Annotated in this window: 18 protein-coding genes and 2 pseudogenes; 12 read left to right on the top strand and 8 right to left on the bottom strand. The window is 60.2% G+C overall.

The features are described from left to right. The 8 genes and pseudogenes from CPY51_RS29225 to CPY51_RS29185 all read left to right on the top strand — a co-directional run. Positions 1-129, top strand: a pseudogene (locus tag CPY51_RS29225) (IS630 family transposase); the annotation flags it as partial. 691 nt (positions 130-820) lie between these two features. Further along, the gene (locus CPY51_RS29215; protein ID WP_111163788.1) at positions 821-3,283 is read left to right on the top strand and encodes a glycogen/starch/alpha-glucan phosphorylase; all 2,463 of its coding nucleotides are present in this window, start codon (positions 821-823) and stop codon (positions 3,281-3,283) included. Then, positions 3,280-5,487, top strand: coding sequence for a 1,4-alpha-glucan branching protein GlgB (gene glgB / locus CPY51_RS29210; RefSeq protein WP_111163786.1), 2,208 nt, complete (start codon positions 3,280-3,282; stop codon positions 5,485-5,487). The genes CPY51_RS29215 and glgB overlap by 4 nt, the downstream gene beginning before the upstream one ends. A 19-nt stretch (positions 5,488-5,506) precedes the next feature. Next, entirely contained in the window at positions 5,507-6,769 is a 1,263-nt protein-coding gene (gene glgC, locus CPY51_RS29205) for a glucose-1-phosphate adenylyltransferase (protein ID WP_111163784.1), read from the top strand. Between the two features lie 3 nt (positions 6,770-6,772). After that, the gene (gene glgA, locus CPY51_RS29200; RefSeq protein WP_111163782.1) at positions 6,773-8,215 is read left to right on the top strand and encodes a glycogen synthase GlgA; all 1,443 of its coding nucleotides are present in this window, start codon (positions 6,773-6,775) and stop codon (positions 8,213-8,215) included. A 4-nt stretch (positions 8,216-8,219) separates the two neighbouring features. Continuing rightward, positions 8,220-9,848: an alpha-D-glucose phosphate-specific phosphoglucomutase gene (locus CPY51_RS29195; RefSeq protein ID WP_111163781.1), complete on the top strand. Its 1,629-nt coding sequence runs from the start codon at positions 8,220-8,222 to the stop codon at positions 9,846-9,848. A gap of 10 nt (positions 9,849-9,858) precedes the next feature. Then, positions 9,859-11,826, top strand: coding sequence for a glycogen debranching protein GlgX (gene glgX, locus CPY51_RS29190; protein ID WP_111163779.1), 1,968 nt, complete (start codon positions 9,859-9,861; stop codon positions 11,824-11,826). Between the two features lie 86 nt (positions 11,827-11,912). After that, complete coding sequence (locus CPY51_RS29185) at positions 11,913-12,398, top strand: MaoC family dehydratase (protein ID WP_111163777.1); 486 nt, start codon at positions 11,913-11,915, stop codon at positions 12,396-12,398. Positions 12,399-12,414: 16 nt separating this feature from the next. On the opposite strand, the gene CPY51_RS29180 is transcribed toward CPY51_RS29185, so the two are convergent. From CPY51_RS29180 to CPY51_RS29165, 4 genes are read right to left on the bottom strand one after another with little or no spacing between them, the layout of a single operon-like run. Then, on the bottom strand, positions 12,415-12,963 hold the full coding sequence (locus tag CPY51_RS29180) for a sarcosine oxidase subunit gamma (protein ID WP_111163775.1): 549 nt from the start codon (positions 12,961-12,963) through the stop codon (positions 12,415-12,417). Then, entirely contained in the window at positions 12,956-15,949 is a 2,994-nt protein-coding gene (locus CPY51_RS29175) for a sarcosine oxidase subunit alpha (RefSeq protein WP_111163773.1), read from the bottom strand. The genes CPY51_RS29180 and CPY51_RS29175 overlap by 8 nt, the downstream gene beginning before the upstream one ends. Next, on the bottom strand, positions 15,946-16,287 hold the full coding sequence (locus CPY51_RS29170; RefSeq protein ID WP_111163771.1) for a sarcosine oxidase subunit delta: 342 nt from the start codon (positions 16,285-16,287) through the stop codon (positions 15,946-15,948). Before CPY51_RS29170 ends, CPY51_RS29175 begins: the two co-directional genes overlap by 4 nt. A 28-nt stretch (positions 16,288-16,315) precedes the next feature. Beyond that, positions 16,316-17,569 carry a sarcosine oxidase subunit beta family protein gene (locus CPY51_RS29165; protein ID WP_111163769.1) on the bottom strand — a complete coding sequence of 418 codons (1,254 nt, stop codon included), beginning with the start codon at positions 17,567-17,569 and terminating at the stop codon, positions 16,316-16,318. A gap of 301 nt (positions 17,570-17,870) precedes the next feature. On the opposite strand from CPY51_RS29165, the gene rpsU reads away from it, so the two are divergent. The 4 genes and pseudogenes from rpsU to CPY51_RS29145 all read left to right on the top strand — a co-directional run bounded on the left by rpsU (position 17,871) and on the right by CPY51_RS29145 (position 22,225). Continuing rightward, positions 17,871-18,083, top strand: a complete 213-nt coding sequence (gene rpsU / locus CPY51_RS29160) for a 30S ribosomal protein S21 (protein ID WP_111163767.1) — start codon at positions 17,871-17,873, stop codon at positions 18,081-18,083. A gap of 130 nt (positions 18,084-18,213) precedes the next feature. After that, a complete protein-coding gene (locus tag CPY51_RS29155) occupies positions 18,214-19,089 on the top strand; it encodes a tetratricopeptide repeat protein (RefSeq protein WP_111163766.1) in 876 nt (291 codons plus the stop codon). Between the two features lie 115 nt (positions 19,090-19,204). Beyond that, positions 19,205-20,293 (top strand): NAD(P)/FAD-dependent oxidoreductase, encoded by a 1,089-nt coding sequence (locus CPY51_RS29150; RefSeq protein ID WP_111163764.1) that lies wholly within the window; start codon positions 19,205-19,207, stop codon positions 20,291-20,293. Between the two features lie 232 nt (positions 20,294-20,525). Beyond that, positions 20,526-22,225: pseudogene (locus tag CPY51_RS29145) on the top strand (sensor histidine kinase). 128 nt (positions 22,226-22,353) lie between these two features. On the opposite strand, the gene CPY51_RS29140 reads toward CPY51_RS29145, so the two are convergent. The 4 genes from CPY51_RS29140 to CPY51_RS29125 all read right to left on the bottom strand — a co-directional run bounded on the left by CPY51_RS29140 (position 22,354) and on the right by CPY51_RS29125 (position 25,642). Continuing rightward, positions 22,354-23,748, bottom strand: a complete 1,395-nt coding sequence (locus tag CPY51_RS29140) for an NAD(P)(+) transhydrogenase (Re/Si-specific) subunit beta (RefSeq protein ID WP_111163815.1) — start codon at positions 23,746-23,748, stop codon at positions 22,354-22,356. A gap of 10 nt (positions 23,749-23,758) precedes the next feature. After that, positions 23,759-24,157, bottom strand: coding sequence for a proton-translocating transhydrogenase family protein (locus CPY51_RS29135; RefSeq protein ID WP_111163762.1), 399 nt, complete (start codon positions 24,155-24,157; stop codon positions 23,759-23,761). Then, a complete protein-coding gene (locus tag CPY51_RS29130; RefSeq protein WP_111163760.1) occupies positions 24,157-25,320 on the bottom strand; it encodes a Re/Si-specific NAD(P)(+) transhydrogenase subunit alpha in 1,164 nt (387 codons plus the stop codon). Before CPY51_RS29130 ends, CPY51_RS29135 begins: the two co-directional genes overlap by 1 nt. 97 nt (positions 25,321-25,417) lie before the next feature. After that, entirely contained in the window at positions 25,418-25,642 is a 225-nt protein-coding gene (locus CPY51_RS29125) for an aa3-type cytochrome c oxidase subunit IV (RefSeq protein ID WP_111163758.1), read from the bottom strand. Between the last annotated feature and the right edge of the window lie 146 nt (positions 25,643-25,788).

Below are 25,788 nucleotides of genomic sequence, written 5' to 3'. Positions count from 1 at the left end.
CAGGCAGCCATCAACCGCTTTATCAAAGAGCACAATGAAGAGCCGAAGCCGTTCATCTGGAAAGCAGACCCTGACGACATCATCGCAGCCGTCAGACGTGGGCACCAAGTGTTGGAATCAATCGACTAGCTGCTGGAACGAGTGCCGCAACGACATACATCCAGGCAATGGTGGCCGATGGGGCCACAGACTCTAGCGGTGCATTCGCGACGGCGCTTGCTGCTCTGATCGCAGCAAAGGAGCCGAAAAAAGCCATCGTCTTTTTGACTGATGGTGCCAACAACACTGCGCAGAGTAACGACGACACTAAAGCTTCTTGCGACAAAGCAAGGACTGCCGGGATAACGGTTTACACGATTGCAGCCTTCGCACCGCCTGCCGGGATAAAGCTGCTGGCTTACTGCGCAACGTCAGTGCAAACGACGTTCGAAACTAGGACTTTCAAAGGATTAACGTTAGCTTTCGAAACGATTGGCAAAATTGCGTCAGGCACGGTGTCTTCCACTCGCGTTACGTATTAATGGTCCAATCGACATTGTCTGTTTAATCCAAACCATCTTCCCAAACAAAAAGCCGCTCCGGAACAATCCCGAGCGGCTTTTCGTTATATTTCGATCTGCGAATAAGAACGGTAGAAGTAACTGAAATCAAGCATTTTTCAGCGTTGGGAGGCCGAGGTCGCCTATTTTTTCATTTGCCCCAATCCCTTGTTGCAACTGCTATGTAACGGTGCATAAACTGGGAGGTGAGACGCGAATGGAAAATAGATTTAATCAGACATAACGCTCTGTAAACAAATCACAATTGGCGAGACCCCATTATGAATAATCTTTCGAAGGCCTCTCTTCCCACTCCCGCCCCCCGCAGTTCGCGCCCGGAAATTCTGGCGGAAGAAATCATCGAGCGCTTGACCTACCGCATCGGCAAGGATGCCAAGGTCGCGAAACCGCATGACTGGTTGACGGCGACGATCCTCGTCATTCGCGACCGCATCATCGACAAATGGATGGAGTCGACGCGCAAGACCTATGCGACCGGCGCCAAGCGCGTTTACTACCTGTCGCTCGAATTCCTCATCGGTCGCCTCATGCGCGACGCCGTCTCCAATCTCGGCCTGATGGAAGAGATCACCAGTGCTCTGACCTCGCTCGGTGTCGACATCAACGTAATCGCCGGCCTTGAGGCGGATGCCGCTCTCGGCAACGGCGGTCTCGGCCGCCTCGCTGCCTGTTTCATGGAGTCGATGGCGACGGTCGACGTGCCGGCCTATGGTTACGGCATTCGTTATGTCCATGGCCTCTTCCGCCAGCAGATGGCTGACGGGTGGCAGGTCGAACTGCCTGAAACCTGGCTCGCACACGGCAATCCCTGGGAGTTCGAACGCCGCGAGAGCGCCTATGAAATCGGCTTCGGCGGCTCGGTCGAGTTCGTTGCCGGGCATGACGACACACCGCGCTATGTCTGGAAGCCCGCCGAGCGCGTCATCGCCGCCGCATTCGACACCCCTGTCGTCGGCTGGCGCGGCAAGCGTGTCAACACCCTGCGGCTCTGGGCCGCCCAGCCGATCGATCCGATCCTGCTTGATGCCTTCAACGCCGGCGACCACATCGGCGCGCTGCGCGAGAGCAACAAGGCCGAAAGCCTGACGCGCGTTCTCTACCCGGCCGACGGCACGCCCGCCGGCCAGGAATTGCGCCTGCGCCAGGAGTTCTTCTTCTCGTCGGCCTCGCTCCAGGACATCATCCGCCGCCACCTGCAGCAGTATGACGACCTGACTTCGCTGCCGGACAAGGTCGCAATCCAGCTGAACGACACCCACCCGTCAGTCTCGGTCGCCGAACTGATGCGCCTTCTCTGCGATGTTCACGGCTTCGAATTCGACACCGCCTGGGACATCACGCGCAAGACTTTCTCCTACACCAACCACACCCTGCTGCCTGAGGCGCTGGAAAGCTGGCCCGTGCCGCTGTTCGAACGCCTGCTGCCGCGCCACATGCAGATCGTCTATGCAATCAACACCAAGGTGCTGATCGAGGCCCGCAAGGAACGGGATTTCAGCGATGTGGAAATCCGCAGCATCTCGATGATCGACGAGACCGGCGATCGCCGTCTGCGAATGGGCAACCTCGCCTTCATCGGCTCCCACAGCATCAATGGTGTTTCGGCGCTGCATACGGACCTGATGAAGACCACCGTCTTTGCCGACCTTCACAAGCTTTACCCCAATCGCATCAACAACAAGACCAACGGCATTACGCCGCGCCGCTGGCTGATGCAGTGCAATCCTGGCCTGACCTCCCTCATCCGCGAAGCGATCGGCGACGACTTCATGGACGACGCGGAGAAGCTGAAGCCCCTCGAAGCATTCGCCCATGACAGCGCCTTCCAGCAGAAGTTCGCGGCTGTAAAGCGCACCAACAAGATCGCGCTCTCCAATCTCGTGGCGCAGCGCATGGGCATCAAGCTTGATCCAAACGCGATGTTCGACATCCAGATCAAGCGTATCCACGAATACAAACGCCAGCTTCTGAATATCATCGAGACCGTGGCGCTTTACGACCAGATCCGTTCGCATCCCGAACTGGACTGGCAGCCTCGCGTCAAGCTGTTCGCGGGCAAGGCGGCCCCGAGCTACCACAATGCCAAGCTCATCATCAAACTCATCAACGACGTATCGCGCGTCATCAACAACGACCCCTCGGTCCGCGGTCTGCTGAAGGTCGTCTTCGTGCCGAACTACAACGTCTCGCTCGCCGAGGTCATGGTTCCCGCCGCCGACCTGTCGGAGCAGATCTCGACCGCCGGCATGGAAGCTTCCGGCACCGGCAACATGAAATTCGGCCTGAACGGAGCGCTTACCATCGGCACGCTCGACGGCGCGAACGTCGAAATGCTGGACAATGTCGGCGCTGACAATATCTTCATATTCGGATTGACCGCGGAGGAGGTCGCCAACAAGCGCAACGACGGTCACAACCCGCGTGCCCTCATCGAAGGATCGCGCGAACTGGCCCAGGCACTTGCCGCGATTTCCTCGGGGGTTTTCTCACCGGATGATCGCACGCGCTATACGGCGCTGATCGAGGGTATCTACGCGCACGACTGGTTCATGGTCGCTGCCGATTTCGACGCATATGCCGACGAGCAACGCCTCGTCGACAAGGTCTGGGCCACGCCATCGGAATGGCAGGCCAAGACGATCTTTAATACTGCACGCATGGGATGGTTCTCGTCCGACCGGACGATCCGCCAATATGCCAAGGAAATTTGGAGAGCTGGATGAAGAAGCCGAAACCCGCCACTGAAGGCATCGCCTCAAGGGAAATTTCGGCAAATGAGATTGCTGCGATCCTCAACGGGACGCATTCCGATCCCTTTTCCATACTTGGCCTGCATCAGGCGGACGGCGGCTATGTCGCGCGCTGTTTTATTCCAGGGGCTGAAGCAGTCAGCGCCATGGCGCTCGACGGCACGGTGCTCGGAGAGATGGATTGCCTTGACCCTGCAGGTTTCTTCTCGGGCAAGGTTGCCGTTTCCAAGCTTCAGCCGGTGCGCTACCGCGCCCGGCGTGGCGATGCGGAATGGGCGGTAACCGACCCCTACAGCTTTGGTCCTGTTCTCGGACCGATGGACGACTACTATGCCCGCGAGGGATCGGACCTCCGTCTGTTCGACAAGATGGGCGCTCATCCGCTGAAGCACGAAGGCGTACAGGGTTTCCATTTCGCCGTCTGGGCACCGAACGCGCAACGCGTCTCGGTGGTCGGCGATTTCAACGGCTGGGACGGCCGCCGGCACGTCATGCGCATGCGCTCGGATTCAGGCATCTGGGAAATCTTCGCCCCTGATGTATCGGCCGGCGTCATCTACAAATTCGAGGTCATCGGCAAGGACGGCATACTTTTGCCGCTGAAGGCCGATCCTTTCGCCAGACGCAGCGAGCTGCGGCCGAAAAACGCCTCCGTCACCGCCCTGGAGCTCGTCCAGGAATGGGAGGACGCCGCCCACCGCAAGCACTGGTCGGAAGTCGACCAGCGGCGCCAGCCGATCTCGATCTACGAGGTGCATGCCGGCTCCTGGCAGCGTCGCGAAGATGGATCGATGCTCTCGTGGGACGAGCTTGCCTCGCGGCTGATCCCCTATTGCGTCGACATGGGCTTTACCCACATCGAGTTCCTGCCGATCACCGAACACCCCTATGATCCGTCCTGGGGCTACCAGACGACAGGCCTCTACGCGCCGACGGCCCGCTTCGGCGAGCCGGAAGGTTTTGCCCGCTTCGTCAACGGCTGCCACAAGGTCGGCGTCAGCGTCATCCTCGACTGGGTTCCCGCCCATTTCCCGACAGATGCCCACGGCCTGCGGTGGTTCGACGGCACCGCTCTCTATGAGCATGCGGACCCGCGGCAGGGCTTTCACCCCGACTGGAATACGGCGATCTACAATTTCGGCCGCACCGAGGTCGTATCCTACCTGCTGAATAACGCGGTCTACTGGGCAGAGAAATTCCATCTCGACGGCCTGCGCGTCGATGCGGTCGCCTCGATGCTCTACCTCGACTATTCGCGCAAGCACGGCGAATGGGTGCCGAACGAATATGGTGGCAACGAAAACCTTGCAGCCGTCCGCTTCGTGCAGGAAATGAACAAGCGCCTTTACGGCAGCCATCCCGGCGTCATGTCGATCGCCGAGGAATCCACCTCCTGGCCGAAGGTATCGGCACCCGTGCACGAAGGCGGCCTCGGCTTCGGCTTCAAGTGGAACATGGGCTTCATGCATGACACGCTGAGCTACGTCATGCGCGATCCGGTGCACCGCCGGCATCATCACAGCGAGCTGACGTTCGGCCTGATCTACGCCTTCTCGGAAAATTTCGTCCTACCGATTTCCCACGATGAGGTGGTGCACGGCAAGGGTTCGATGATCGCCAAGATGGCCGGCGACGACTGGCAGAAGTTCGCTAATCTCCGCGCCTATTACGGCTTCATGTGGGGCTATCCCGGCAAGAAGCTGCTGTTCATGGGTCAGGAATTTGCCCAGTGGAGCGAATGGAGCGAGGAGCGCGCGCTCGACTGGAACCTGCTGCAATACCGGATGCATGAAGGCATGAGCCGCCTGGTCCGCGACCTCAACTTCACCTATCGCAGCAAGCCGTCCCTTCATGCCCGCGACTGCGAGGGAGAAGGCTTCGAGTGGCTGGTCGTCGATGACGACGCTAATTCCGTCTTCGCCTGGTTGCGCAAGGCACCCGGCGAAAAGCCCGTCGCGGTCATCACCAACTTTACCCCCGTCTATCGGGAGAACTATGCCTTGCGCCTGCCTGCCGAAGGCCGGTGGCGCGAGATACTGAATACCGACGCCGACATTTATGGCGGCAGCGGCAAAGGGAACGGCGGACGGGTGCAAGCCGTTAGTGCAGGCGGAACCATCATGGCGACGATAACGCTACCGCCTCTTGCAACCATCATGCTGGAACCGGAATTCTGATCGTTAAGGGGAGGATTAAATGGTAGAGAAACGTGTTCAACCGCTTGCCCGTGATGCCATGGCTTATGTTCTTGCCGGCGGAAGAGGAAGCCGCCTGAAGGAACTGACCGACCGGCGCGCGAAACCCGCGGTCTATTTCGGAGGCAAGGCCCGCATCATTGATTTCGCGCTGTCGAACGCGCTGAATTCGGGTATTCGCCGCATCGGCGTGGCGACGCAATACAAGGCGCACTCGCTGATACGCCACATGCAGCGCGGCTGGAACTTCTTTCGTCCGGAACGCAACGAGAGCTTCGACATCCTCCCGGCCTCGCAGCGCGTCTCTGAAACGCAGTGGTACGAGGGCACCGCCGACGCCGTTTTCCAGAACATCGACATCATCCAGGATTATGGCGTCGAATACATGGTCATCCTGGCAGGCGACCACGTCTACAAGATGGACTACGAATATATGCTGCAGCAGCACGTCGACAGCGGCGCCGACGTCACCATCGGCTGCCTCGAAGTGCCGCGCATGGAAGCCGTCGGCTTCGGGGTGGTCCATGTCGACGAGAACGACCGCATCATCGACTTCGTCGAAAAGCCCGCTGACCCGCCGGCCATCCCCGGCAAGCCGGACAGCTCGTTCGCCTCGATGGGCATCTATGTCTTCCACACCAAGTTCCTGATCGAGGAACTGCGCCGCGACGCCGCCGATCCGAACTCCAGCCGCGACTTCGGCAAGGACATCATCCCCTATATCGTCAGGAACGGCAAAGCAGTCGCCCATCGCTTTGCGCAGTCCTGCGTCCGCTCCGACTTCGAGCGCGAGCCCTACTGGCGCGATGTCGGTACGATCGACGCCTACTGGCAGGCGAACGTCGACCTGACGGCGATCGTCCCCGAACTCGATATCTACGACAAAGCCTGGCCGATCTGGACCTATGCCGAGATCAATCCGCCGGCAAAGTTCGTCCATGATGACGAAGATCGCCGCGGGTCGGCAGTGTCTTCGCTCGTCGCCGGCGATTGCATCATCTCCGGTGCGACATTGTCGAACAGCCTGCTGTTCACCGGTGTCCGGGCCAACTCTTATTCGAGGCTGGAAGGCGCCGTGGTTCTGCCGAGCGTCAAGATCGGCCGGCGCGCGCAGCTGAAGAATGTCGTGATCGACCACGGCGTAACGATCCCCGAAGGGCTTGTGGTCGGAGAAGATTTCGAACTGGACGCCAAACGGTTTCGTCGCACCGAAAGCGGCATTTGCCTGATCACTCAGACGATGATCGACAAGCTGGATATTTGAAATATGAAAGTTCTTTCGGTCGCGTCCGAAATCTTCCCTTTGATAAAGACAGGGGGCCTGGCCGATGTGGTCGGCGCCCTGCCGGTGGCTCTAAAGCCACTAGGGGTCGATACCAAGACCCTTGTTCCGGGCTATCCAATCGTCATGAAGGCGATCCGAAATCCGGTCGTCCGCCTGCAGTTCGACGATCTTCTCGGCGAAGAGGCGACGATACTTGAGGTCGACCACGACGGCGTCTCGATCCTGGTCCTCGATGCGCCGGCTTTTTACAATCGCAAGGGCGGTCCTTACGTCGACGCGGCCGGCAAGGACTACCCCGACAATTGGCGCCGGTTTGCAGCCCTGTCGCTGGCCGGTGCTGAAATCGCTGCCGGCATCATGCCGGGCTGGCGTCCCGACCTCGTCCACGCCCATGACTGGCAATCGGCGTTGGTCTCGGTCTACATGCGCTACTATCCGACACCCGAGCTACCGAGCGTGCTGACTATCCACAATATCGCGTTTCAAGGCCAGTTCGGGGCCGATGTCTTCCCCCTTCTGCGCCTTCCCGCACATGCCTTTTCTATCGAAGGCCTCGAATATTACGGCGACATCGGCTTCCTGAAGGGCGGCCTGCAGACTGCCCATGCGATCACCACTGTCAGCCCGTCCTATGCCGAGGAGATACTTCTGCCGGAGTTTGGCATGGGGCTGGAGGGCCTGATTGCCAGCCGCATCGACAGCCTGCACGGCATCGTCAACGGTATCGACCCCGACGTCTGGAACCCCGAGACCGATCCGATGATCGCGCGGAATTTCGGCCCGAACACGATGAAAAACCGGATTGAAAACCGAAAGGCGATCATCGAGCATTTCGGCCTCGATGATGATAACGGCCCGATCTTCTGCGTGGTCAGCCGCCTGACCTGGCAGAAGGGTATGGATCTCTTGGCAAGCACGATCGAGGAGATCGTCGCCATGGGCGCAAAACTCGTGATCCTTGGCGCGGGTGACGCAGCGCTCGAAGGCGCATTGCTTTCGGCGGCCGCCAATAATCACGGCCGCGTCGGTATGGCGGTCGGCTACAACGAGCCGATGTCGCACCTGATGCAGGCCGGCTGCGACGCAATCATAATCCCCTCGCGCTTCGAGCCCTGCGGCCTGACGCAACTCTATGGCCTGCGTTACGGCTGCATCCCCGTCGTCGCCCGAACCGGCGGTCTCAACGATACCATCATTGACGCCAACCACGCTGCCGTCGCGGCAAAGGTTGCGACCGGTGTGCAGTTCGCTCACGTGACATCCGAGGGCCTCCTGCATGCCATCCGGCACACCATGCAGCTTTTCCGGGACCGAAAACTCTGGACGCAGATGCAAAAGCAGGGCATGAAATCCGACGTATCCTGGGGAAAGAGCGCCGAGCGCTACGCCGCCCTTTATTCCAGCCTCGTCTCGAAAGGCATGTAACCCGATGATCAAAACGGTTCCGACAACACCCTTCAAGGATCAGAAACCGGGCACCTCCGGCCTCAGAAAGAAAGTTCCCGTCTTTCAGCAGCCGAATTATGCCGAGAACTTCATCCAGTCGATCTTCGATTCGCTGGAAGGGTTTCAGGGCAAGTGCCTCGTCATCGGCGGCGACGGCCGTTATTACAATCGCGACGTCATCCAGAAGGCCATCAAGATGGCCGCCGCCAACGGCTTCGGCAAGGTGATGGTCGGCAAGGGTGGCATCCTGTCGACCCCCGCCGCCTCGCATGTCATCCGCAAATACAAGGCCTTCGGCGGCATCGTGCTCTCCGCCAGCCATAACCCCGGCGGCCCGACCGAAGACTTCGGCATCAAGTACAACATCGGCAACGGCGGTCCTGCCCCCGAAAAGATCACCGACGCGATCTATGCCCGCACGACCATCATCGACCATTACAAGATCGCCGACTTTCCCGACGTCAATCTCGACCGCATCGGCCGTGACGATGTCGGCGGCATGATCGTTTCCGTCATCGACCCGGTCGAAGACTATGCCGCGTTGATGGAAGAGCTGTTCGATTTCGGCGCGATCCGCAATCTGATCAGCCTCGGCTTCCGCCTCTGCTTCGATGCGATGAGCGCGGTCACCGGCCCTTACGCCAAGGATATTCTCGAAAACCGCCTCGGTGCTCCAACCGGCTCCGTCAGGAATTTCATGCCGCTTCCCGATTTCGGCGGCCACCATCCCGACCCGAACCTCGTCAATTGCCACGAGCTCTACGAAGAGATGATGAGCGATGACGCTCCCGATTTCGGTGCCGCTTCTGACGGCGACGGCGACCGCAATCTCATTATCGGCAAGGGCATCTACGTCACCCCGTCCGACAGCCTGGCGATCCTGGCCGCCAACGCCAATCTGGCGCCCGGCTACTCGCATGGCATCGCCGGCATCGCCCGGTCTATGCCAACGAGCGGCGCCGCCGACCGTGTCGCTGAAAAGCGCGGCATCGGCATCTATGAAACGCCGACCGGCTGGAAATTCTTCGGCAACCTTCTGGACGCAGGCCTTGCAACCATCTGCGGCGAGGAAAGCTCGGGCACCGGCTCCAGCCACGTGCGTGAAAAGGACGGTCTCTGGGCGGTCCTTCTATGGCTGAACATCCTGGCGGTCCGCGGCGAAAGCGTCGCGGATATCGTCGGCCAGCATTGGGCGGCTTACGGCCGCAATTACTATTCCCGCCATGACTACGAGGGCGTCGACACCGATGCGGCCAATGGCCTGATCGCCAGCCTTCGCGACAAGCTGCCGACGCTGCCGGGCACGAAGTTCGGCGACCTGACCGTCTCTGCAGCCGATGATTTCTCCTATCACGATCCGGTCGACAAATCGGTCAGCAACAACCAGGGCATTCGTATCCTGTTCGAGGGTGGCTCGCGCGTCGTGTTCCGCCTGTCGGGAACAGGAACCACGGGCGCCACGCTGCGCGTCTATATCGAGCGCTACGAGGCTGATTCCACCCGCCACAACATTGAAACCCAGGAGGCTCTTGCCGATCTGATCGTCGCTGCCCAGTCCGTCGCCGATATCCGCGGCCGTACCGGACGCGACGCCCCGACCGTCATTACCTGATTTCGCCACCATGGAAGGCAAGCCGCAACAGGGTGGATTGGTCCTCACCCCTCAGGGCGCCGATTTTGCGGTCTGGTCCAGGAACGCCGCAAGGATCGAGCTCTGCCTGTTCGATGCCGGCGGCGGCAAGGAAACCGCCCGGTTGGCGATGGAACGCGATGGCGATGTCCATCGCGTCTCCGTGGACGGCGTCGGACCCGGCACCCGCTACGGGTATCGGGCGCACGGCACATACGATCCAGACCAAGGCCTCTGGTTCGATCCATCGAAATTGCTCGCCGACCCCTATGCAAAGCAATTCGATCGACCATTCCACCACGACCCGCGCCTCGGCATCGTAGGTGAGGAAACGCAGGACCTGATGCCGAAGGCAATCATCGTCCGCGATATCGAGGCTCAGAGGCGAAAGCCACTCTTCAAGGCCGGCGGACTGATCTACGAAATTGCCGTCAAGCCCTTCACCATCCTTCACCCCGATGTGCCGGAGGGCCAGCGCGGAACAGTGGCGGCCCTCGCCCATCCCGCCGTCATTGCGCATCTCAAGCGCATAGGCGTCGACGCTGTCGAGCTGATGCCGATTACCGCCTGGATCGACGAACGCCACCTGCCGCCTCTGGGTTTGGCCAATGGCTGGGGTTACAATCCGGTGACCTTCATGGCGCTCGATCCGCGGATCGTGCCAGGTGGCATGGCCGAGCTACGCGAGACGGTTGCTGCGCTTCACGCCGAAGGCATCGCCGTCATCCTGGATCTTGTCTTCAACCATACCGGCGAAAGCGACCGCTTCGGCACGACGCTATCCCTACGCGGCCTCGACAATCTCTCTTTTTATCGCCACCTTCCCGATCGTCCGGGCGAGCTGGTCAACGATACCGGCACCGGCAACACCGTCGCCTGCGACCACCCCTACGTCAGGCGCCTGATCCTCGACAGCCTTCGCTATTTTGTCCTGAACGCCGCCGTCGATGGCTTCCGCTTCGACCTCGCGCCGGTCCTTGGCCGAACGGCCTCCGGCTTCGACGCCAACAGCCTGACGCTTCGCGAGATGCTGACCGACGATGTGCTTGCCGACCGCATCATGATCGCCGAACCCTGGGATATCGGTCCGGGCGGCTACCAGCTCGGCAATTTCCCGGCACCCTTCCTCGAATGGAACGACCGCGCTCGCGACGATCTTCGCCGCTATTGGCGCGGCGACGACAACATGACCGGCGACCTCGCAACGGCCCTTGCCGGCTCGTCTCCAGTCTTCGGCCGCGATGGCCGGACGCAGACGCGCAGCGTCAATTTCCTCGCAGCGCATGACGGCTTCACACTGATGGATCTCGTCTCGAATGTGGCCAAGCACAACGATGCCAATGGCGAACACAATCGCGATGGCCATAACGAAAACCTGTCGTGGAACAATGGCGTCGAGGGTGCGACCGACGACGCTGCGATACGGAAAAGACGGCAAGACGACATCATGGCGTTGTTGTCGACCCTGTTCGCCGCCAGGGGCACAATCATGATTTCGGCGGGCGACGAAGGCGGCCGGTCTCAACAAGGCAACAACAACGCCTATTGCCAGGACAACGAAATCACCTGGCTGGACTGGGCAAAGCTGGACGACACGTTGGTCAGCCATACCGCCTTCGTGTCGGCGCTTCGCAAACGCTTTGCAGTTTTCTCTGAAATGACGTTCCTGACCGATGACGATGTGGAATGGTTGTCGCCTGATGGCACGCCGATGACGGTCGGCCAGTGGCAGACACCAAATTTTTCAGCGCTGGTGATGGTCTTGAAAACGCTCGACAATAGCAACGGAAAAAACTCGCGTATTGCCATTTTGATCAACCGCGCGCAGGCTGAGCAGACATTCGCCCTGCCCTACGCCGGTGCGATACGGTGGCAGTTGATGGCGCCCGAAAAAACAGCCGATGCTGGCGACAAACTCGTAGTTCCAGCCCGCTCGGTTCGTGTAGTCTTGGCAAGCTGACTGAACGGCGCGGCGATTTATGATTCGTGTCTCAGGCCCAGACATAATTGGGTTTCAGGAGGCCAGGAGCTGTCGAAGGGAAGACCATGCCACGCGAAATTTCGCTGTCTGAAGTCCGGGATATCGTGGGAACGGAAGTCGGCCTATCCGACTGGATCATGGTCGACCAGACGATGATCAACGCTTTCGCCGACGCCACGAACGATCATCAATTCATTCACGTCGACCCGGAACGGGCCAAGGCGACCCCCTTCGGCGGCACGATCGCGCATGGCTTCCTGACCTTGTCGCTGCTTTCGGCGATGAACTACAATTGCCTGCCCAAGATCCGCGAACAGACGCTCGGCATCAATTATGGTTTCGAGAAGGTGCGCTTCATGGCGCCGGTCAAATCCGGCAGCCGTATCCGCGGCCATTTCATGCTCGCCGACAGCCGCTTCCGCGGCGCCGGCATGATCATGCTGACCTATGAGGTCAGCGTCGAAATCGAGAACGAGCGGAAGGCCGCCCTCACCGCCACCTGGATCACCATCTCCCAGTTCGACCCAAAGGACCGCCCGGAAGACGCCTGATCGCAGGATTAGAGGTTTACAACGTCGTGTCAGCCGCGGCTTCGGCAAGTAGGCCGAAGGCGTAGTCGGAAAACGAACGCCACACCTCGGCGCGGAACGTGTCTTCTTCCACGCGGCAAAGCACGATCTCGACCTTGCCGAACAGCGTCCTCGAGCAGGCGCCGACAGGAAAGACCTCAAGTGACAGATCCTGTGGGCAACCGGCCGATAGCGTCGCCTCCGCGCCTGGGCCGGATACGATAATCGCCGTGTTGCGGTGAGAGACGTCGGTGGCCGAATGCAGCGCCGAGGCAGCGGCTGCAGAAGCCATCAGATCGGCACCCGTCTCGTCGATAACGAGCCATTCGTCAGGCCCAAGCCAGAGGGCCGAGCGTCCGCCGGAGCGACCCGACGTCTTTGGTTTGGTCGGGATATCCAGCCCCAGTGCCGCGGAAAGGGCCGCAACAGAACCGGCAGGCGCACGCAGCGCAATGCGGGACGCTGGAGCTGCGGGCGTCAGGCGTACGGCAGCCGAGCCACCATGACGACCTGCGAGAGGCAGCTTGCGAATAGCCTGGTCAACCATTGATCCGGCCTCCTTCCTTGTCAAAGAACACTATGTCCGTCACCTCGACGGCAATGGTCTTGTCGGGCATCGGCACGTATAGCGTCTTGCCCATGCGCTCGCGGCCCCCGGCAACCAAAGCGAATGCAATCGAGCGGCCGAGATTTTCCGACCAGTACGATGACGTGACATGCCCAAGCATCGTCATCGGCTTCGGCTCGTTCGGATCGGCGACGATCTGCGCGCCTTCCTCCAGAACGGCTTTCGGATCCTTGGTGATCAGGCCGACAAGCTGCTTGCGCCCCTGCTTCACCAGATCAGGACGCATCAGTCCGCGGATGCCGACAAAGTCGGTCTTCTTCTTCGAGACCGCCCAAGAAAGGCCAGCATCGTCAGGCGTGACAGTGCCGTCGGTATCCTGACCGACGATGATGTAGCCCTTTTCGGCACGCAGCACATGCATTGTTTCCGTTCCATAGGCGCAAGCGCCAAGCGGTTCGGCCCGTGCCCAGACGGCTTCCCAGATCGACTGGCCATAGTCCGCAGGCACATTGATCTCGAAGCCGACGTCGCCGGTGAACGAGACACGGAAAAGCCTGGTCGGCACGCCGCAGATCTTGCCTTCCTTAACGCTCATATGCGGAAAGGCTTCGTTCGAAAGGTCGATGCCCTCGATCAGCGGCTCGATGATTTCGCGTGCCTTCGGTCCCTGCACGGCGATGACTGCCCACTGTTCGGTGGTCGATGTCAGCCAGACCTTCAGATGCGGGAACTCGGTCTGCAGATAATCTTCCATATGGTGCAGCACGCGCGGCGCGCCGCCTGTCGTCGTCGTCACATGGAAACGATCTTCAGCCAGCCGCCCGACGACGCCGTCGTCGTAAACGAAGCCATCCTCGCGCAGCATGATGCCATAGCGGCAACGGCCGGGCTTCAACGTATCCCAGGCGTTGGTGTAGATCAGGTTGAGAAACTCGGCTGCATCAGGCCCGACGACCTCGATCTTGCCGAGCGTCGACGCATCGAACACGCCGGCAACATTGCGGACGGTCGTGCATTCGCGATTGACCGCCTGGTGCATGGTCTCGCCGGCCCTCGGATAGAACCACGCACGTTTCCAGTTCCCGACATCCTCGAAGACCGCACCTTGCGCTTCTTCCCAAGGGTGGATCGCCGTCTTGCGCGCCGGGTCGAACAGGCCGCCGCGCGAATGGTTGATCAGCGTGCCGTAGGTGACCGGCGTGTATGGCGCGCGGAACGTGGTGAGACCCACCTGCGGAATGTCCTTGCCGAGCATTTCCGCGGCGATCGCCAAACCATGCATGTTGGAAAGCTTGCCCTGGTCCGAGGCCATGCCATTCGTCGTGAAGCGCTTGATATGCTCGATCGAGTGCATGCCTTCGCGAACCGCAAGCCGGATGTCCTTCGCGCAGACATCATGCTGGAAATCGACGAACGCCTTGGCATTGGTATCCGGTCCTGCACCCTCGGCGCTGCCGACCATGCCGCCAGTCCATTCGAAAGCCTGTTCGCCGGTAAGGGCGATCTTGCCGCCGCCAGCAGCACCAGCGGCACGCGCCACCAGCTCACCGGCCGCAAGCGATTCTTCAATTGCCTCCTGCAGTCCGTCCGTGCCGTTGCAGGCGCCGACCGAAAGACAATCCTGCACATAGGTTCCAGGCAGGAACCGCTGCCGATCCGGATCGAACTTCACCTTGCCGCGCGATTGCGAGAACAGGTGCACCGATGGTGTCCAACCGGCGGAAACCAGCAGCGCGTCGACGGCGATCTTGCGGGGTGATCCCCCGCCGTTGCGGGCGACCGTCATCGACGAAATGCGCAGCTTTCCCGCTGTGTCGATCACCGAATGACCGGCAAGAACCTCGATGCCGAGCGCCTTCGCCTGGGCGACCACGGCCTCGCCTGGACGGGGCCTGCAGTCGACAATGGCGGTGATCGAGATGCCCGCCTTCTTCAGGTCGAAAGCCGCTTCGTAGGCAGAGTCATGCGACGTATAGACGCCGATCTGGGCACCGACCGCAACGCCGTAGTGATTGAGGTAGGTGCGCGCCGCCGAAGCAAGCATGATCCCCGGACGGTCGTTGTTCGGGAACACCATGTGCCGCTCGATGGCGCCGGCCGCGAGGATGACGCGCTTCGCCCTCACCTGCCAGAGCCGTTCACGCGGCAGGTCGCGGCCAGGCCGCGCCAGATGATCGGTGACGCGCTCGGCCAAGCCGATAAAATTGTGGTTGTAGTAGCCAAACGCAGTGGTGCGGGTCAGCACCTCGACATTCGGCATCGACTTCAGGTGGGAGACGACATTCTGCGCCCAGGTGAAACCCTCGACACCATCGATCTTCACGCTGGTATCGAAGCGCAACGCGCCACCCGCTTCGGGCTGCTCATCGCAGAGAATGACCTTGGCACCCGTCTCAGCAGCAGCCAAAGCCGCCGAGAGACCGGAAATTCCACCACCGACGACCAGTACATCGCAATGGGCGAAACGGCCGGCATAGTGGTCCGGATCCTCTTCCGTCGGCGCAACGCCGAGGCCGGCGGCCCGCCGAATGAGCGGCTCATAGATGTGCTTCCAGGCAGCCTTCGGCCACATGAAGGTCTTGTAGTAGAAGCCGGCAGCAAAGAACGACGAGAACAGATTGTTGATGCCGCCGATATCGAAAGCGAGCGACGGCCAGCGGTTCTGCGACTGGGCGATCATCCCGTCGAAGACCTCCTGGACGCTGGCGCGCACGTTCGGCTGCTTGCGGGCCGCATCCCGCGAAATGTCGAGCAACGCATTCGGCTCCTCGGCGCCGGCCGAAAGAATACCGCGCGGCCGGTGATATTTGAACGAGCGGCCGACCAGATGCACGCCGTTGGCCAGCAGCGCCGAGGCGACGCTGTCGCCTTCTAGCGCCGTGTAGCTCTTTCCGTCGAAGGTGAAGCGCGCGGTCCTGGCAGGCGTCAGGCGACCGGCACCTGCGATACGATTTGCACCGCTCATCGGGCCTCTCCTTCCGTCGCTTCATAGGTCTCGACGGTGGCGCTCGTCGCAGGCGTTGCATCGAGATCCGGCTTCGGTTCGCCTGCCATGTAAGTCGTCAGGAACTTGTCGCTGACGGTATCGCGCGCCGCATTGAAGAAGCGGCCGCAGCCATGCATGTGGCGCCAGCGCTCGAAGATCAGCCCCTTCGGGTTTTCGCGCATGAAGAAATAGCTCTCGAATTCCTCGTCCGAAATCGCCGCGATGTTTTCCGGCCGAGCGATATGCGCGTCGCCGGCATTGCGGAATTCGAGCTCGGAACGCTCTTCCTGACAGTATGGGCAGTAGATCAGCAGCATGGATATTCCCTTGTCATGGAAGGCCTGGTCAGTGCGCGACAGCAGCAGCGGCAGCTTCGTCGATGAGACGTCCGCTGCGGAATCGGTCGAGCGTCAGGCCGGCACTGAACTTGTGCGGCTCGTCGCGTGCGATTAGGTGAGCGAAAAGATTTGCCGACCCCGGCGTCGCCTTGAAACCGCCCGTGCCCCAGCCGCAATTGACATACAGCCCCGGAACCGGCGTCTTCGACTGGATCGCCGAACGATCCGGCGTATTGTCGACGATCCCGCCCCAGGATCGCATCATCTTCACCCGTCGGAACATCGGGAAAAGCTCGCAGATCGCATCGAGCGTATGGGTTATAATCTGCAGACCGCCGGTCTGCGAGTAGGAATTGTACTGGTCAGTACCGGCGCCGATGACCAGCTCGCCCTTGTCGGACTGCGAGATATAGGCGTGAACGGTGTTCGACATGACCACGCAGGGGAAGATCGGCTTCAAGGGCTCGGAGACAAGCGCCTGCAAAGGGCTCGATTGCAGCGGCACGCGAACGTCGGCCATCTTCATCACGGTCGTCGTATGGCCGGCGGCCGAAACGCCGATCTTCTTGGCGCCGATGAAGCCGCGTGAGGTATCGACGCCGGTAACCCGACCGTCCGGTCCCCGGCGGATGCCGGTGACTTCGCAATTCTGGATGATGTGGACACCGCGATCGGACGCCGCACGGGCATAGCCCCAGGCAACCGCGTCATGACGGGCAGTACCGCCTCGACGCTGCAGGGCGGCGCCGTTGATCGGGTAGCGAGCTGTCTTGGAAATATCCAGCGGCGGGCAATAGGCCTTTGCCTGCTCCGGTGTCATCCATTCATTGTCGATGCCATAGAGACGATTTGCATGGATGTGACGCTTGAACGACTGCTGGTCGTGCGTGCTGTGCGACAGCATCATCACGCCGCGCGGCGAATACATCACATTGTAATTGAGCTCCTGCGACAGGTTCTCCCAGAGCTTCAACGAGTGCTCATAGATGTGCATGCTCTCTTCGTAGAGATAGTTCGAGCGGATGATGGTCGTGTTGCGGCCGGTGTTACCGCCGCCGAGCCAGCCCTTCTCGATGACCGCGACATTGGTGATGCCGTGCTCTTTGGCGAGATAGTAAGCCGCGCCCAGGCCATGGCCGCCGGCACCGATGATGATGACATCATACTCCTTGCGCGGCTCCGGCGAGGTCCACTGGGCGTCCCAGCCCTTGTGGCCACGTAATGCCTCTCTTGCCACGGCAAAAACCGAGTATTTGCGCATTCGCTCTCAACTCCTTGAAAGAAGAGCTCTTCCGATCGGCCATACAGATCGCAAATCGAAAACCGACACAACGGTTCTTTTGCGACGCATTCAAGCCCCGCTATCGACACGGGCCAGAAAGTCATGTCTGGCGGAAATTTGTGGACGGAATACGACGCCCCATATGGACTTCTACAACCTGATCTGATATTTCGCACTACCAATCGCGAGGCCCTGCGCCGAGCGAACGATATTTCTTTGCCCCGGAAATCGCCGAATTTTCGATGGTAAGCAACTCAAAAGCCAAAGGAGCGGGGTTTTCGTGCAGGTACTCGTCCGCGATAACAATGTCGATCAAGCCCTACGCGCGCTCAAGAAGAAGATGCAGCGCGAAGGAATTTTCCGCGAAATGAAGATGCGCGACTACTACGAAAAACCTTCGGAGAAGCGCGCCCGCGAAAAGGCCGAGGCTGTTCGTCGTGTTCGCAAGCTGGCTCGCAAGCAGGCCCAGCGCGAAGGCGCGGTTGCACGTTAATCGTCGTTATTTCGACGTTTTCAGATGCATTTCTGGCGGGGCGAATGGTTCGCGCCGCCTTTTTTGATTTGCCTCTGACCAGAGATATCAGGAAATCCTGATATGACGCATGGGGAAAGCGAACCCGATAATGGCATTCACTACGTTAAAGGCGTCCCGCACTTTGAAATCATCTGCTGCTCTGAAGACAAGCCGATCCGCATTGCCGGTTTTGGCCCTGCTCGCCGCGATCGGCCTCGCCGGTTGCCAGACCTCCTCCACCGATACGGTCATTCGTATCGACAAGGCGCAGGGCTCGCAGCAGAACATCGCGTCCTTGACCTCCGTCATCAATGCCAATCCCCAGGATCCAGAGGGCTACAACGTCCGCGGTTCAGCCTATGGCCGTGCAGGCGAATTCAGCCGTTCGCTGGCAGACTTCAATCAGGCCATCCAGCTCAACCCGAAATTCTACCAGGCCTACGCCAACCGCGCGCTGGTTTACCGAAACATGGGCAAGCAGGCCGAGGCAGTGGCCGACTACAATGCCTCTCTTCAGATCAACCCGAGCTATGACGTAGCCTATATCGGCCGCGGCAATATCTATCGCCTCGCAGGTCGCGACGACGACGCTTTCAAGGACTTCTCCAAGGCGATCGAACTGGGGACGACCGACGGCCGCGCCTATCACGGCCGGGGCCTGATCTATCAGAAGCGCAACCAGCAGGATAAGGCGATCGACGATTTCAGCAAGGCGATCTCGCTCGCGCCAAATTCGCCGGAGCCTTACAACGGCCGCGGCACGTCCTATATCGCTCGCAATGACGACGATAACGCCTTTGCCGATTTCAATCATGCGATCGATCTGGACAACAAGGTCGCCGAATCCTGGGCCAACCAGGCGCTCGTCTACGAGCGTCGCGGGGACAAGGCAAAGGCAGCGCGCTCCTATCAGCATGCAATCAATCTCGACCCCCGGTATCAGCCGGCCAAGGATGGCCTGGCACGCGTCCATACCGGCAGCTAAGCGACAACGCCGCCCGGCGATCATAAGACGGGCGGCAAATCATCTGCCGGGCTTCAACACCTGTGGCCTGTTCTCCAGCTTTTCCTGACCTTGCCAAGCGGAATTGGAAAGCAGCATGCCATCCTCTGAAAACAGCTCCTCCCCCCAACACATCATTGTCGTCGGCGCCGGCATCATTGGCGCTTCGATCGCCTGGAATCTTGCCCGAAGAGGCGTGTCGGTAACGGTCGTCGCGACCAAACCCGGCGGCACAGCGACGCCGAATTCCTTTGCCTGGATCAATGCGAGCTGGGGAAATCCGGAATTCTATTTCCACTTCCGCCGCCGCGCGATGGCGGAGTGGAAACGTCTGGCAGAGGACTTGCCGTCGTTGCCGCTACGATGGTGCGGAGGTCTTTGCTGGGATTTGCCGCAGGATGAACTTGAAAGCTACGCGGCCGAGCACGGCGCATGGGGCTACGGAATAAAGCGCGTCGGACCGACAGAAATTCATGCCATCGAACCCGGTCTCGCCGAGCAGCCGCCTTCTGCTCTTCACATTGCCGAGGAAGGAGCAGTGGAACCGGCTACCGCTGCCAATATTCTGCTGGCTGACGCTTTTCGCCACGGTGCAGCGTTTTTGTCCGACGTCGAAATACTCCGCCTAGCCATCAAGAACGGCAATGTCGTCGGCGTTGAAACAGACAGTGGCATCTTGACTGCCGACCGGGTCGTACTTGCCGCCGGTGCCGGCACCATGGCCTTGGCTGCTTCCGCAGGTGTCGACATCCCCGTCGAGGCGCCTCCAGGACTGATCGTCCATTCCAGGCCCTGTCGCCCGTTGCTCAACGGCCTTGTTCTCGCACCAGAACTCCATATGAGACAAACCGCCGAGGGGCGGATCATCGCCGGCTCCGATTTTGGTGGCACCGACCCGGGAAACAATCCGCAGCGCGCGGCCGAGGAATTGTTCGCAAAGGTGAAAGCAATGCTGCGCGACGCCGGCGATCTCGAACTCGACTTTTTCACGATCGGCTATCGCCCGACACCCAAGGATGGCTTCCCGATCATCGGCCGAGTTGACAGCGCACCGGGCCTCTACCTCGCCGTCACGCATTCCGGCGTGACGCTCGCTCCGCTTATTGGCTTGTTGGCGTCTGCCGAGATCGTCGACGGCATAGACGACCCCTCCTTGGCACCCTTCCGACTGGCGCGTTTCGGCTAGATGTCGCACATCTGGAACACGTAAGACCGGAAAGGCACGGATAGCTGCCGAAATATCTCCATGTGAAAATTCCTTTCACGCGGATGTTGCCTTGCCGCTTTGCTAGTTATAAAATGCAATCTACGAGAGCATATTTTTGTTTAATGCGCGAGGCGCTCGACATGAATGCGGTTACCGATCTTCGTGACAACCCGCGTACCGGCAGTGTCAGGCTGGACGGCTGATTCCGCTAATGAAAACAAGATTTCGAGTTTTTCCCAAAGCCTCGATTGGCGTCTATCTGTTTGCGATCGTCTTGGCGATCGCATTGCCCATCCTTGCCTTCGTAGCACTTCTGCTAGTGCAGCTTGAAAACAATGAACGGCATGGCCTGGAAAAGGACGCGATCCAGGATGCCCTGGCGCTTGCCGGCAGTGTTGACCGGCAACTGCAGGATATGGCAACGACGTTGCGCCTGCTATCCACCTCGCCGGAACTGGAAAAAAACGATCTTGCGGCATTTCATGACCGCACGCACGGCGCCCTTGCATCCCAGTCGCTGTTCGTGACCCTGGTCGACGCTGAAGGTCAGCAACTCCTCAATACGCGAACACCTTTTGGCAGCGCGCTGAATAGGCTATCGGACCAACAAGTACTCCAGCGCGCCCTCGATGCGAAGAAAATCGAGGTATCGGATGTTTTCATCGGAGCGACGAGCGGCGAGGCCGTCTTCAACGTCATCAAGCCGCTCGATGGATCATCCGCAGGCGCAGCCTTGATCATTACGCAGAACGCAGGGGACCTTTCCCGTCTGGTTTCGGCGGACGGGCTTCCGCCTGAATGGTCGGCCGCGGTTCTTGATAGCTCCGGGCATGTCGTATCGACGGGCGGCGCGGCGAACCTCAACACAGGTACCTTGTTCAATGAGAGGATTCGTCCGACGCTACCGCGTCGCGCGGGGTCTTCGAAGACGACAGTGTGCGTCCAAGCGAACTCTTTGGATACGCCCAAATTCCTGGATGGTCCTGGAAGGTCGTCGTCTGGGGCCCTATCGCCTCAACCCACGTCTCCTTCGTGACGACCTGGCGGTTCCTGTTCTACGGCGGCATTGCGTTGCTGGCGATTGCCTTGGTCCTCGTCTATGTCGTCAGTCGCCGCGTGCGCGTTACGATAAAGGACATCGCTGAAATGGCGGACCGCATGGGTCGAGGCGAAATCGTGTCGCCGATAGAGACCAGCGTCATCGAGGCCAACCAGGTCGCTATCGCTCTCTCAAACGCGTCCTTCGACCGCAGCCAGACCGAAGACCGGCTTCATTTCGTCATGCATGAATTGGTCCACCGCACCAAGAACCTGCTGGCGCTTGCCCAGGCGATGACCCGCCAGCTCGCCAAGCGGGCTGATAGCATCGATGATTTCCAGAAGGCAATCGCCGGTCGGCTGGAAGGCCTTGCACGTTCGATCGAGGTGCTGGCGAGCGAGCAATGGTCAGGGGTATTTCTGCACCGGGTCATCGACACCCACCTTGCCAACTTCCTGCAGAACCCGCAGCAATTGGAAGTCAACGGCGAGGACTTTCTGTTGACGCCTGAGGCGGTGCAGAACCTGGGGCTCGCGCTGCACGAGTTGGCAACCAATTCGATGAAATATGGAGCGCTCTCCGTTCCGGACGGCAAGGTGATCTTTGCATGGACCGACGCGGCCGAGGACGACGGCCGCATGATAACGTTGACCTGGACGGAAACGAACGGCCCGCCGGTCAAGGCCCCCTCGCGCACCGGCTTCGGCACGACCGTCATCAAGACCCATGCAGCAGCGGCATTCGGCGGCTTGGTGCAGGTAGATTTCCTGCCGGGGGGTCTACGCTGGACCCTGACGGCACCGCGCAAAGCATTGGAACGAAAGCAGAAATCAGATTCTGAGCTTTTCTCCCGCTCATCGCCGACGAATTAGCAAGGGTCGGGCGGCTTGCAGCGCATTTCCAGTATCGCAACGCGTCGCAGCCAGTTGGGCAGTCACGGCATTGTGCGATGCGCCCAAGGAAATGCCCGCCGGGCTGACGGGCATCCTTTGAAATGAGCTCAATCGTTGAGCGCCTTGACGATGTCCTCGGTCATCTTCTTGGCGTCGCCGAGCAACATCATCGTCCCATCCTTGTAGAACAACGTGTTGTCGATGCCGGCATAGCCGGAGCCAAGCGAGCGCTTGACGAAAAGGCAGGTCTTGGCGCGGTCGACGTCGAGGATCGGCATGCCGTAGATCGGTGAGGTCTTGTCGTCGCGCGCAGCCGGATTGGTCACATCGTTGGCACCGATGACATAGGCAACGTCGGCCTGCGCAAACTCCGAATTGATGTCCTCGAGTTCGAACACGTCGTCGTAGGGAACATTAGCCTCCGCCAGCAGCACGTTCATGTGGCCCGGCATGCGGCCGGCCACCGGATGTATGGCGTATTTGACCTCGACCCCGTGAGCCTTCAGCCTGTCACCCATCTCGCGCAGCGCATGCTGTGCCTGCGCCACCGCCATGCCATAGCCGGGCACGATGATGACCTTCGATGCGTTTGCCATCAGGTAGGCGGCGTCTTCTGCCGAACCCAGCTTGACGGACCGGTCGATATCGTCAACGGCACCGCTTGTCGCCTCCCCGCCGAACCCGCCGAGAATGACCGAGACGAAGGAGCGGTTCATGCCTTTGCACATGATGTAGGAGAGAATCGCACCGGACGAGCCGACGAGCGCGCCTGTGATGATGAGTGCGAGATTGCCAAGCGTGAAGCCGATACCGGCTGCAGCCCAGCCGGAATAGGAATTCAGCATAGACACCACGACCGGCATGTCCGCCCCGCCGATCGGGACGATCAGCAGCACGCCAAGTGCCAAGGCCAGCGCCACGATTGCCCAGAAGTCGAAATGACTTTCGGTGACGGCAAGGCCGATGACGAAGAAGATGATAAGAGCCAGCAGCGCACCGTTGATCGCGTGGCGGTATGGCAGCATGATCGGTTTGCCGGACATCCGGCCGTCGAGTTTCAGGAAGGCAATGATCGACCCTGTAAAGGTCAGTGCGCCGATTGCGACGCCGATCGCCATCTCGACAAGTGCCTCGTGACGGATGAAGCCGATGGCCCCGATGCCGAAGGACGAGGGCGTGTAGAGCGCGGCGGCGGCAACCAGGACAGCCGCGAGACCGACCAGCGAATGGAATGCGGCAACGAGCTGCGGCATTGAGGTCATCGGGATGACACGGGCGATATAGGCGCCGGCCCCGCCGCCGATGGCAAGACCGAGGATAATCAGCACCAGACCGCCGAAAGACGGCGTCGCCAACACCAGCGTCGTCACGATGGCGATTGCCATGCCGACCATGCCGTAGAGATTGCCCTTGCGGCTGCTCGCCGGGTGCGACAGGCCGCGCAGCGCCAGCACGAAGAGGACACCGGAAACCAGATAGAGGAAGGCCGCGATATTGCTCAGCATGCCGGCCTCACTTCTCTTTTTTCTTGTACATCGCCAGCATCCTTTGCGTGACGAGGAAGCCGCCGAAGATGTTGACGGAAACGAGAACCAGCGCCACGAAGCCGAAACCGGTCGCAAGGCCGCTGGTGGAAATGCCGACGGCAAGCAGGGCACCGACGACGATGACGGACGAAATGGCATTGGTCACGGCCATCAACGGTGTATGCAGCGCCGGCGTCACCGACCAGACAACGTAGTATCCGACGAAGATCGACAGCACGAAGATCGCCAGCTGAAACACGAAAGGATCGATCGCCGCGCCCGATACGGCGCTGACGGCATCCGGGGCCTGCGCGGCGGCGGTCATCACTGCGGTAACCGCATTGTCCAACTGCTGCAAAGCCTGGTCCATTGCTTGGCTGGCCATCAGACTTCTCCCTTCTTGACGATCGCCTGATCGGGATCGCTGAAATTCGGATGAACGACAACACCGCTATGGGTGAGCATTGTCGCCCTGATCAATTCGTCATCGAGATTGAGGCCGAGCGTCTTGGTATCCTTGTTGACCATGGTCTCGAGGAAATTGACGAGGTTCTTGGCATAGAGAAGCGAAGCGCTGGCGCTGATCCGGCCCGCCATGTTGGCAAACCCGATGACTCGAACACCCTCGACCTCGGCTATTCCGCCTGAGGTAGAGCCTTCGATATTGCCGCCGCGCTCGACTGCCAGATCCACGGCCACTGCACCTGGCTTCATCGACGCCAGCATCGCGCGGCTGACGAGACGTGGGGCAGGACGACCGGGGATCAAGGCCGTGGTGATGACGATGTCCTGCTTGGAAATATGATCCGCGACCAGGGCTGCCTGTTTTGCCTGATACTCCTTGGACATTTCCTTGGCATAACCGGCTGATGTCTCGGCCGCCTTGAATTCCTCGTCCTCGACGGCAATGAACTTGGCACCAAGCGATGCCACCTGCTCCTTGGAGGCGGGGCGAACGTCGGTGGCCGATACGACCGCACCGAGACGCCGGGCAGTCGCAATCGCCTGCAGTCCGGCAACGCCTGCACCCATGACGAAGACCTTTGCAGCCGGCACCGTGCCTGCCGCCGTCATCATCATCGGCATCGCCCGGTCGTAGGTTGCAGCCGCCTCTACCACCGCCTGATAGCCGGCAAGGTTCGCCTGCGACGACAACACGTCCATCGACTGCGCACGCGTGATGCGCGGCATCAGTTCCATGGCAAAGCTCGTGAGCCCTGCCCGCGCCATTTCTGCAAGCGCGTCCTCGTTGCCGTGCGGATCCATGATTGCGATGACGATGGCGCCATGCTGATAGCCAGCGATCTCGGCGGACGCCGGTCGGCGCACTTTCAGCACGACATCGGCCTTGGCCGCGTCCGCGAAGGAACCGATATGCGCACCGATTGCGTTGTAGTCGGCATCCGGAATGCGCGACAGAGCGCCAGCGCCGGCCTCGACCACGACATCGAAGCCAAGGGAAATCAGCTTCTTTACCGTCTCGACGGAAGCCGCTACCCGTGTTTCATCTGCCGCGATCTCCTTCGCGACAAAGACAAGATTGCCCAACTACACCTCCCCAGTGTCAAGCGAAGCCGCTGCAAGATGAGATCCTGCAACGGCCGAAAATTTCAGAGACGTCGGAAAACGACCGGCTAATGGCCGATCAGCGCACCAGAAAGATGCCGACAACCGCGAGAATGATAAAAATGAGAATGCCGCCGAGCAGGCCGGCATGGCCGAAAAAACCGGCCGCCATCGCAATCAGAAGAACAGCAATCAGCGCGGACCCATATTTGGCTCCGGCGACGAACATGTCGTAGGTCTTTTCGTGCTCGCGATAATCCATCGGAGCACCCGTTTCCGCAGGTCCGGTGTGATGTTCAGCCATTCAATAGTCTCCCCTGATATGGCTCCGAGACCAGCATGAACCGATCGATGGGAGCCTAGCCTCGAAACCCCTGGAATGCCCGGCGCAGTCGGTGCACCAGCAGCATTCCCCTCTATCGAGGCCTTACACAATGTGGGGGAAAATGC

This window comes from Arminella tubonensis, assembly GCF_003240585.1.
Lineage (GTDB): Bacteria > Pseudomonadota > Alphaproteobacteria > Rhizobiales > Rhizobiaceae > Rhizobium > Rhizobium tubonense.
The sequence above is the reverse complement of the archived record's forward strand: the minus strand, read 5'-3'. Positions and strand labels throughout refer to the sequence as shown.

Excerpts from the sequence above, each read along its gene's own strand:
- CPY51_RS29215 (WP_111163788.1), top strand. The coding sequence starts at position 821 with ATGAATAATCTTTCGAAGGCCTCTCTTCCCACTCCCGCCCCCCGCAGT.
- glgB (WP_111163786.1), top strand. The coding sequence starts at position 3,280 with ATGAAGAAGCCGAAACCCGCCACTGAAGGCATCGCCTCAAGGGAAATT.
- glgC (WP_111163784.1), top strand. The coding sequence starts at position 5,507 with ATGGTAGAGAAACGTGTTCAACCGCTTGCCCGTGATGCCATGGCTTAT.
- glgA (WP_111163782.1), top strand. The coding sequence starts at position 6,773 with ATGAAAGTTCTTTCGGTCGCGTCCGAAATCTTCCCTTTGATAAAGACA.
- CPY51_RS29195 (WP_111163781.1), top strand. The coding sequence starts at position 8,220 with ATGATCAAAACGGTTCCGACAACACCCTTCAAGGATCAGAAACCGGGC.
- glgX (WP_111163779.1), top strand. The coding sequence starts at position 9,859 with ATGGAAGGCAAGCCGCAACAGGGTGGATTGGTCCTCACCCCTCAGGGC.
- CPY51_RS29185 (WP_111163777.1), top strand. The coding sequence starts at position 11,913 with ATGCCACGCGAAATTTCGCTGTCTGAAGTCCGGGATATCGTGGGAACG.
- CPY51_RS29180 (WP_111163775.1), bottom strand. The coding sequence starts at position 12,963 with ATGGTTGACCAGGCTATTCGCAAGCTGCCTCTCGCAGGTCGTCATGGT.
- CPY51_RS29175 (WP_111163773.1), bottom strand. The coding sequence starts at position 15,949 with ATGAGCGGTGCAAATCGTATCGCAGGTGCCGGTCGCCTGACGCCTGCC.
- CPY51_RS29170 (WP_111163771.1), bottom strand. The coding sequence starts at position 16,287 with ATGCTGCTGATCTACTGCCCATACTGTCAGGAAGAGCGTTCCGAGCTC.
- CPY51_RS29165 (WP_111163769.1), bottom strand. The coding sequence starts at position 17,569 with ATGCGCAAATACTCGGTTTTTGCCGTGGCAAGAGAGGCATTACGTGGC.
- CPY51_RS29155 (WP_111163766.1), top strand. The coding sequence starts at position 18,214 with ATGGCATTCACTACGTTAAAGGCGTCCCGCACTTTGAAATCATCTGCT.
- CPY51_RS29150 (WP_111163764.1), top strand. The coding sequence starts at position 19,205 with ATGCCATCCTCTGAAAACAGCTCCTCCCCCCAACACATCATTGTCGTC.
- CPY51_RS29135 (WP_111163762.1), bottom strand. The coding sequence starts at position 24,157 with ATGGCCAGCCAAGCAATGGACCAGGCTTTGCAGCAGTTGGACAATGCG.
- CPY51_RS29125 (WP_111163758.1), bottom strand. The coding sequence starts at position 25,642 with ATGGCTGAACATCACACCGGACCTGCGGAAACGGGTGCTCCGATGGAT.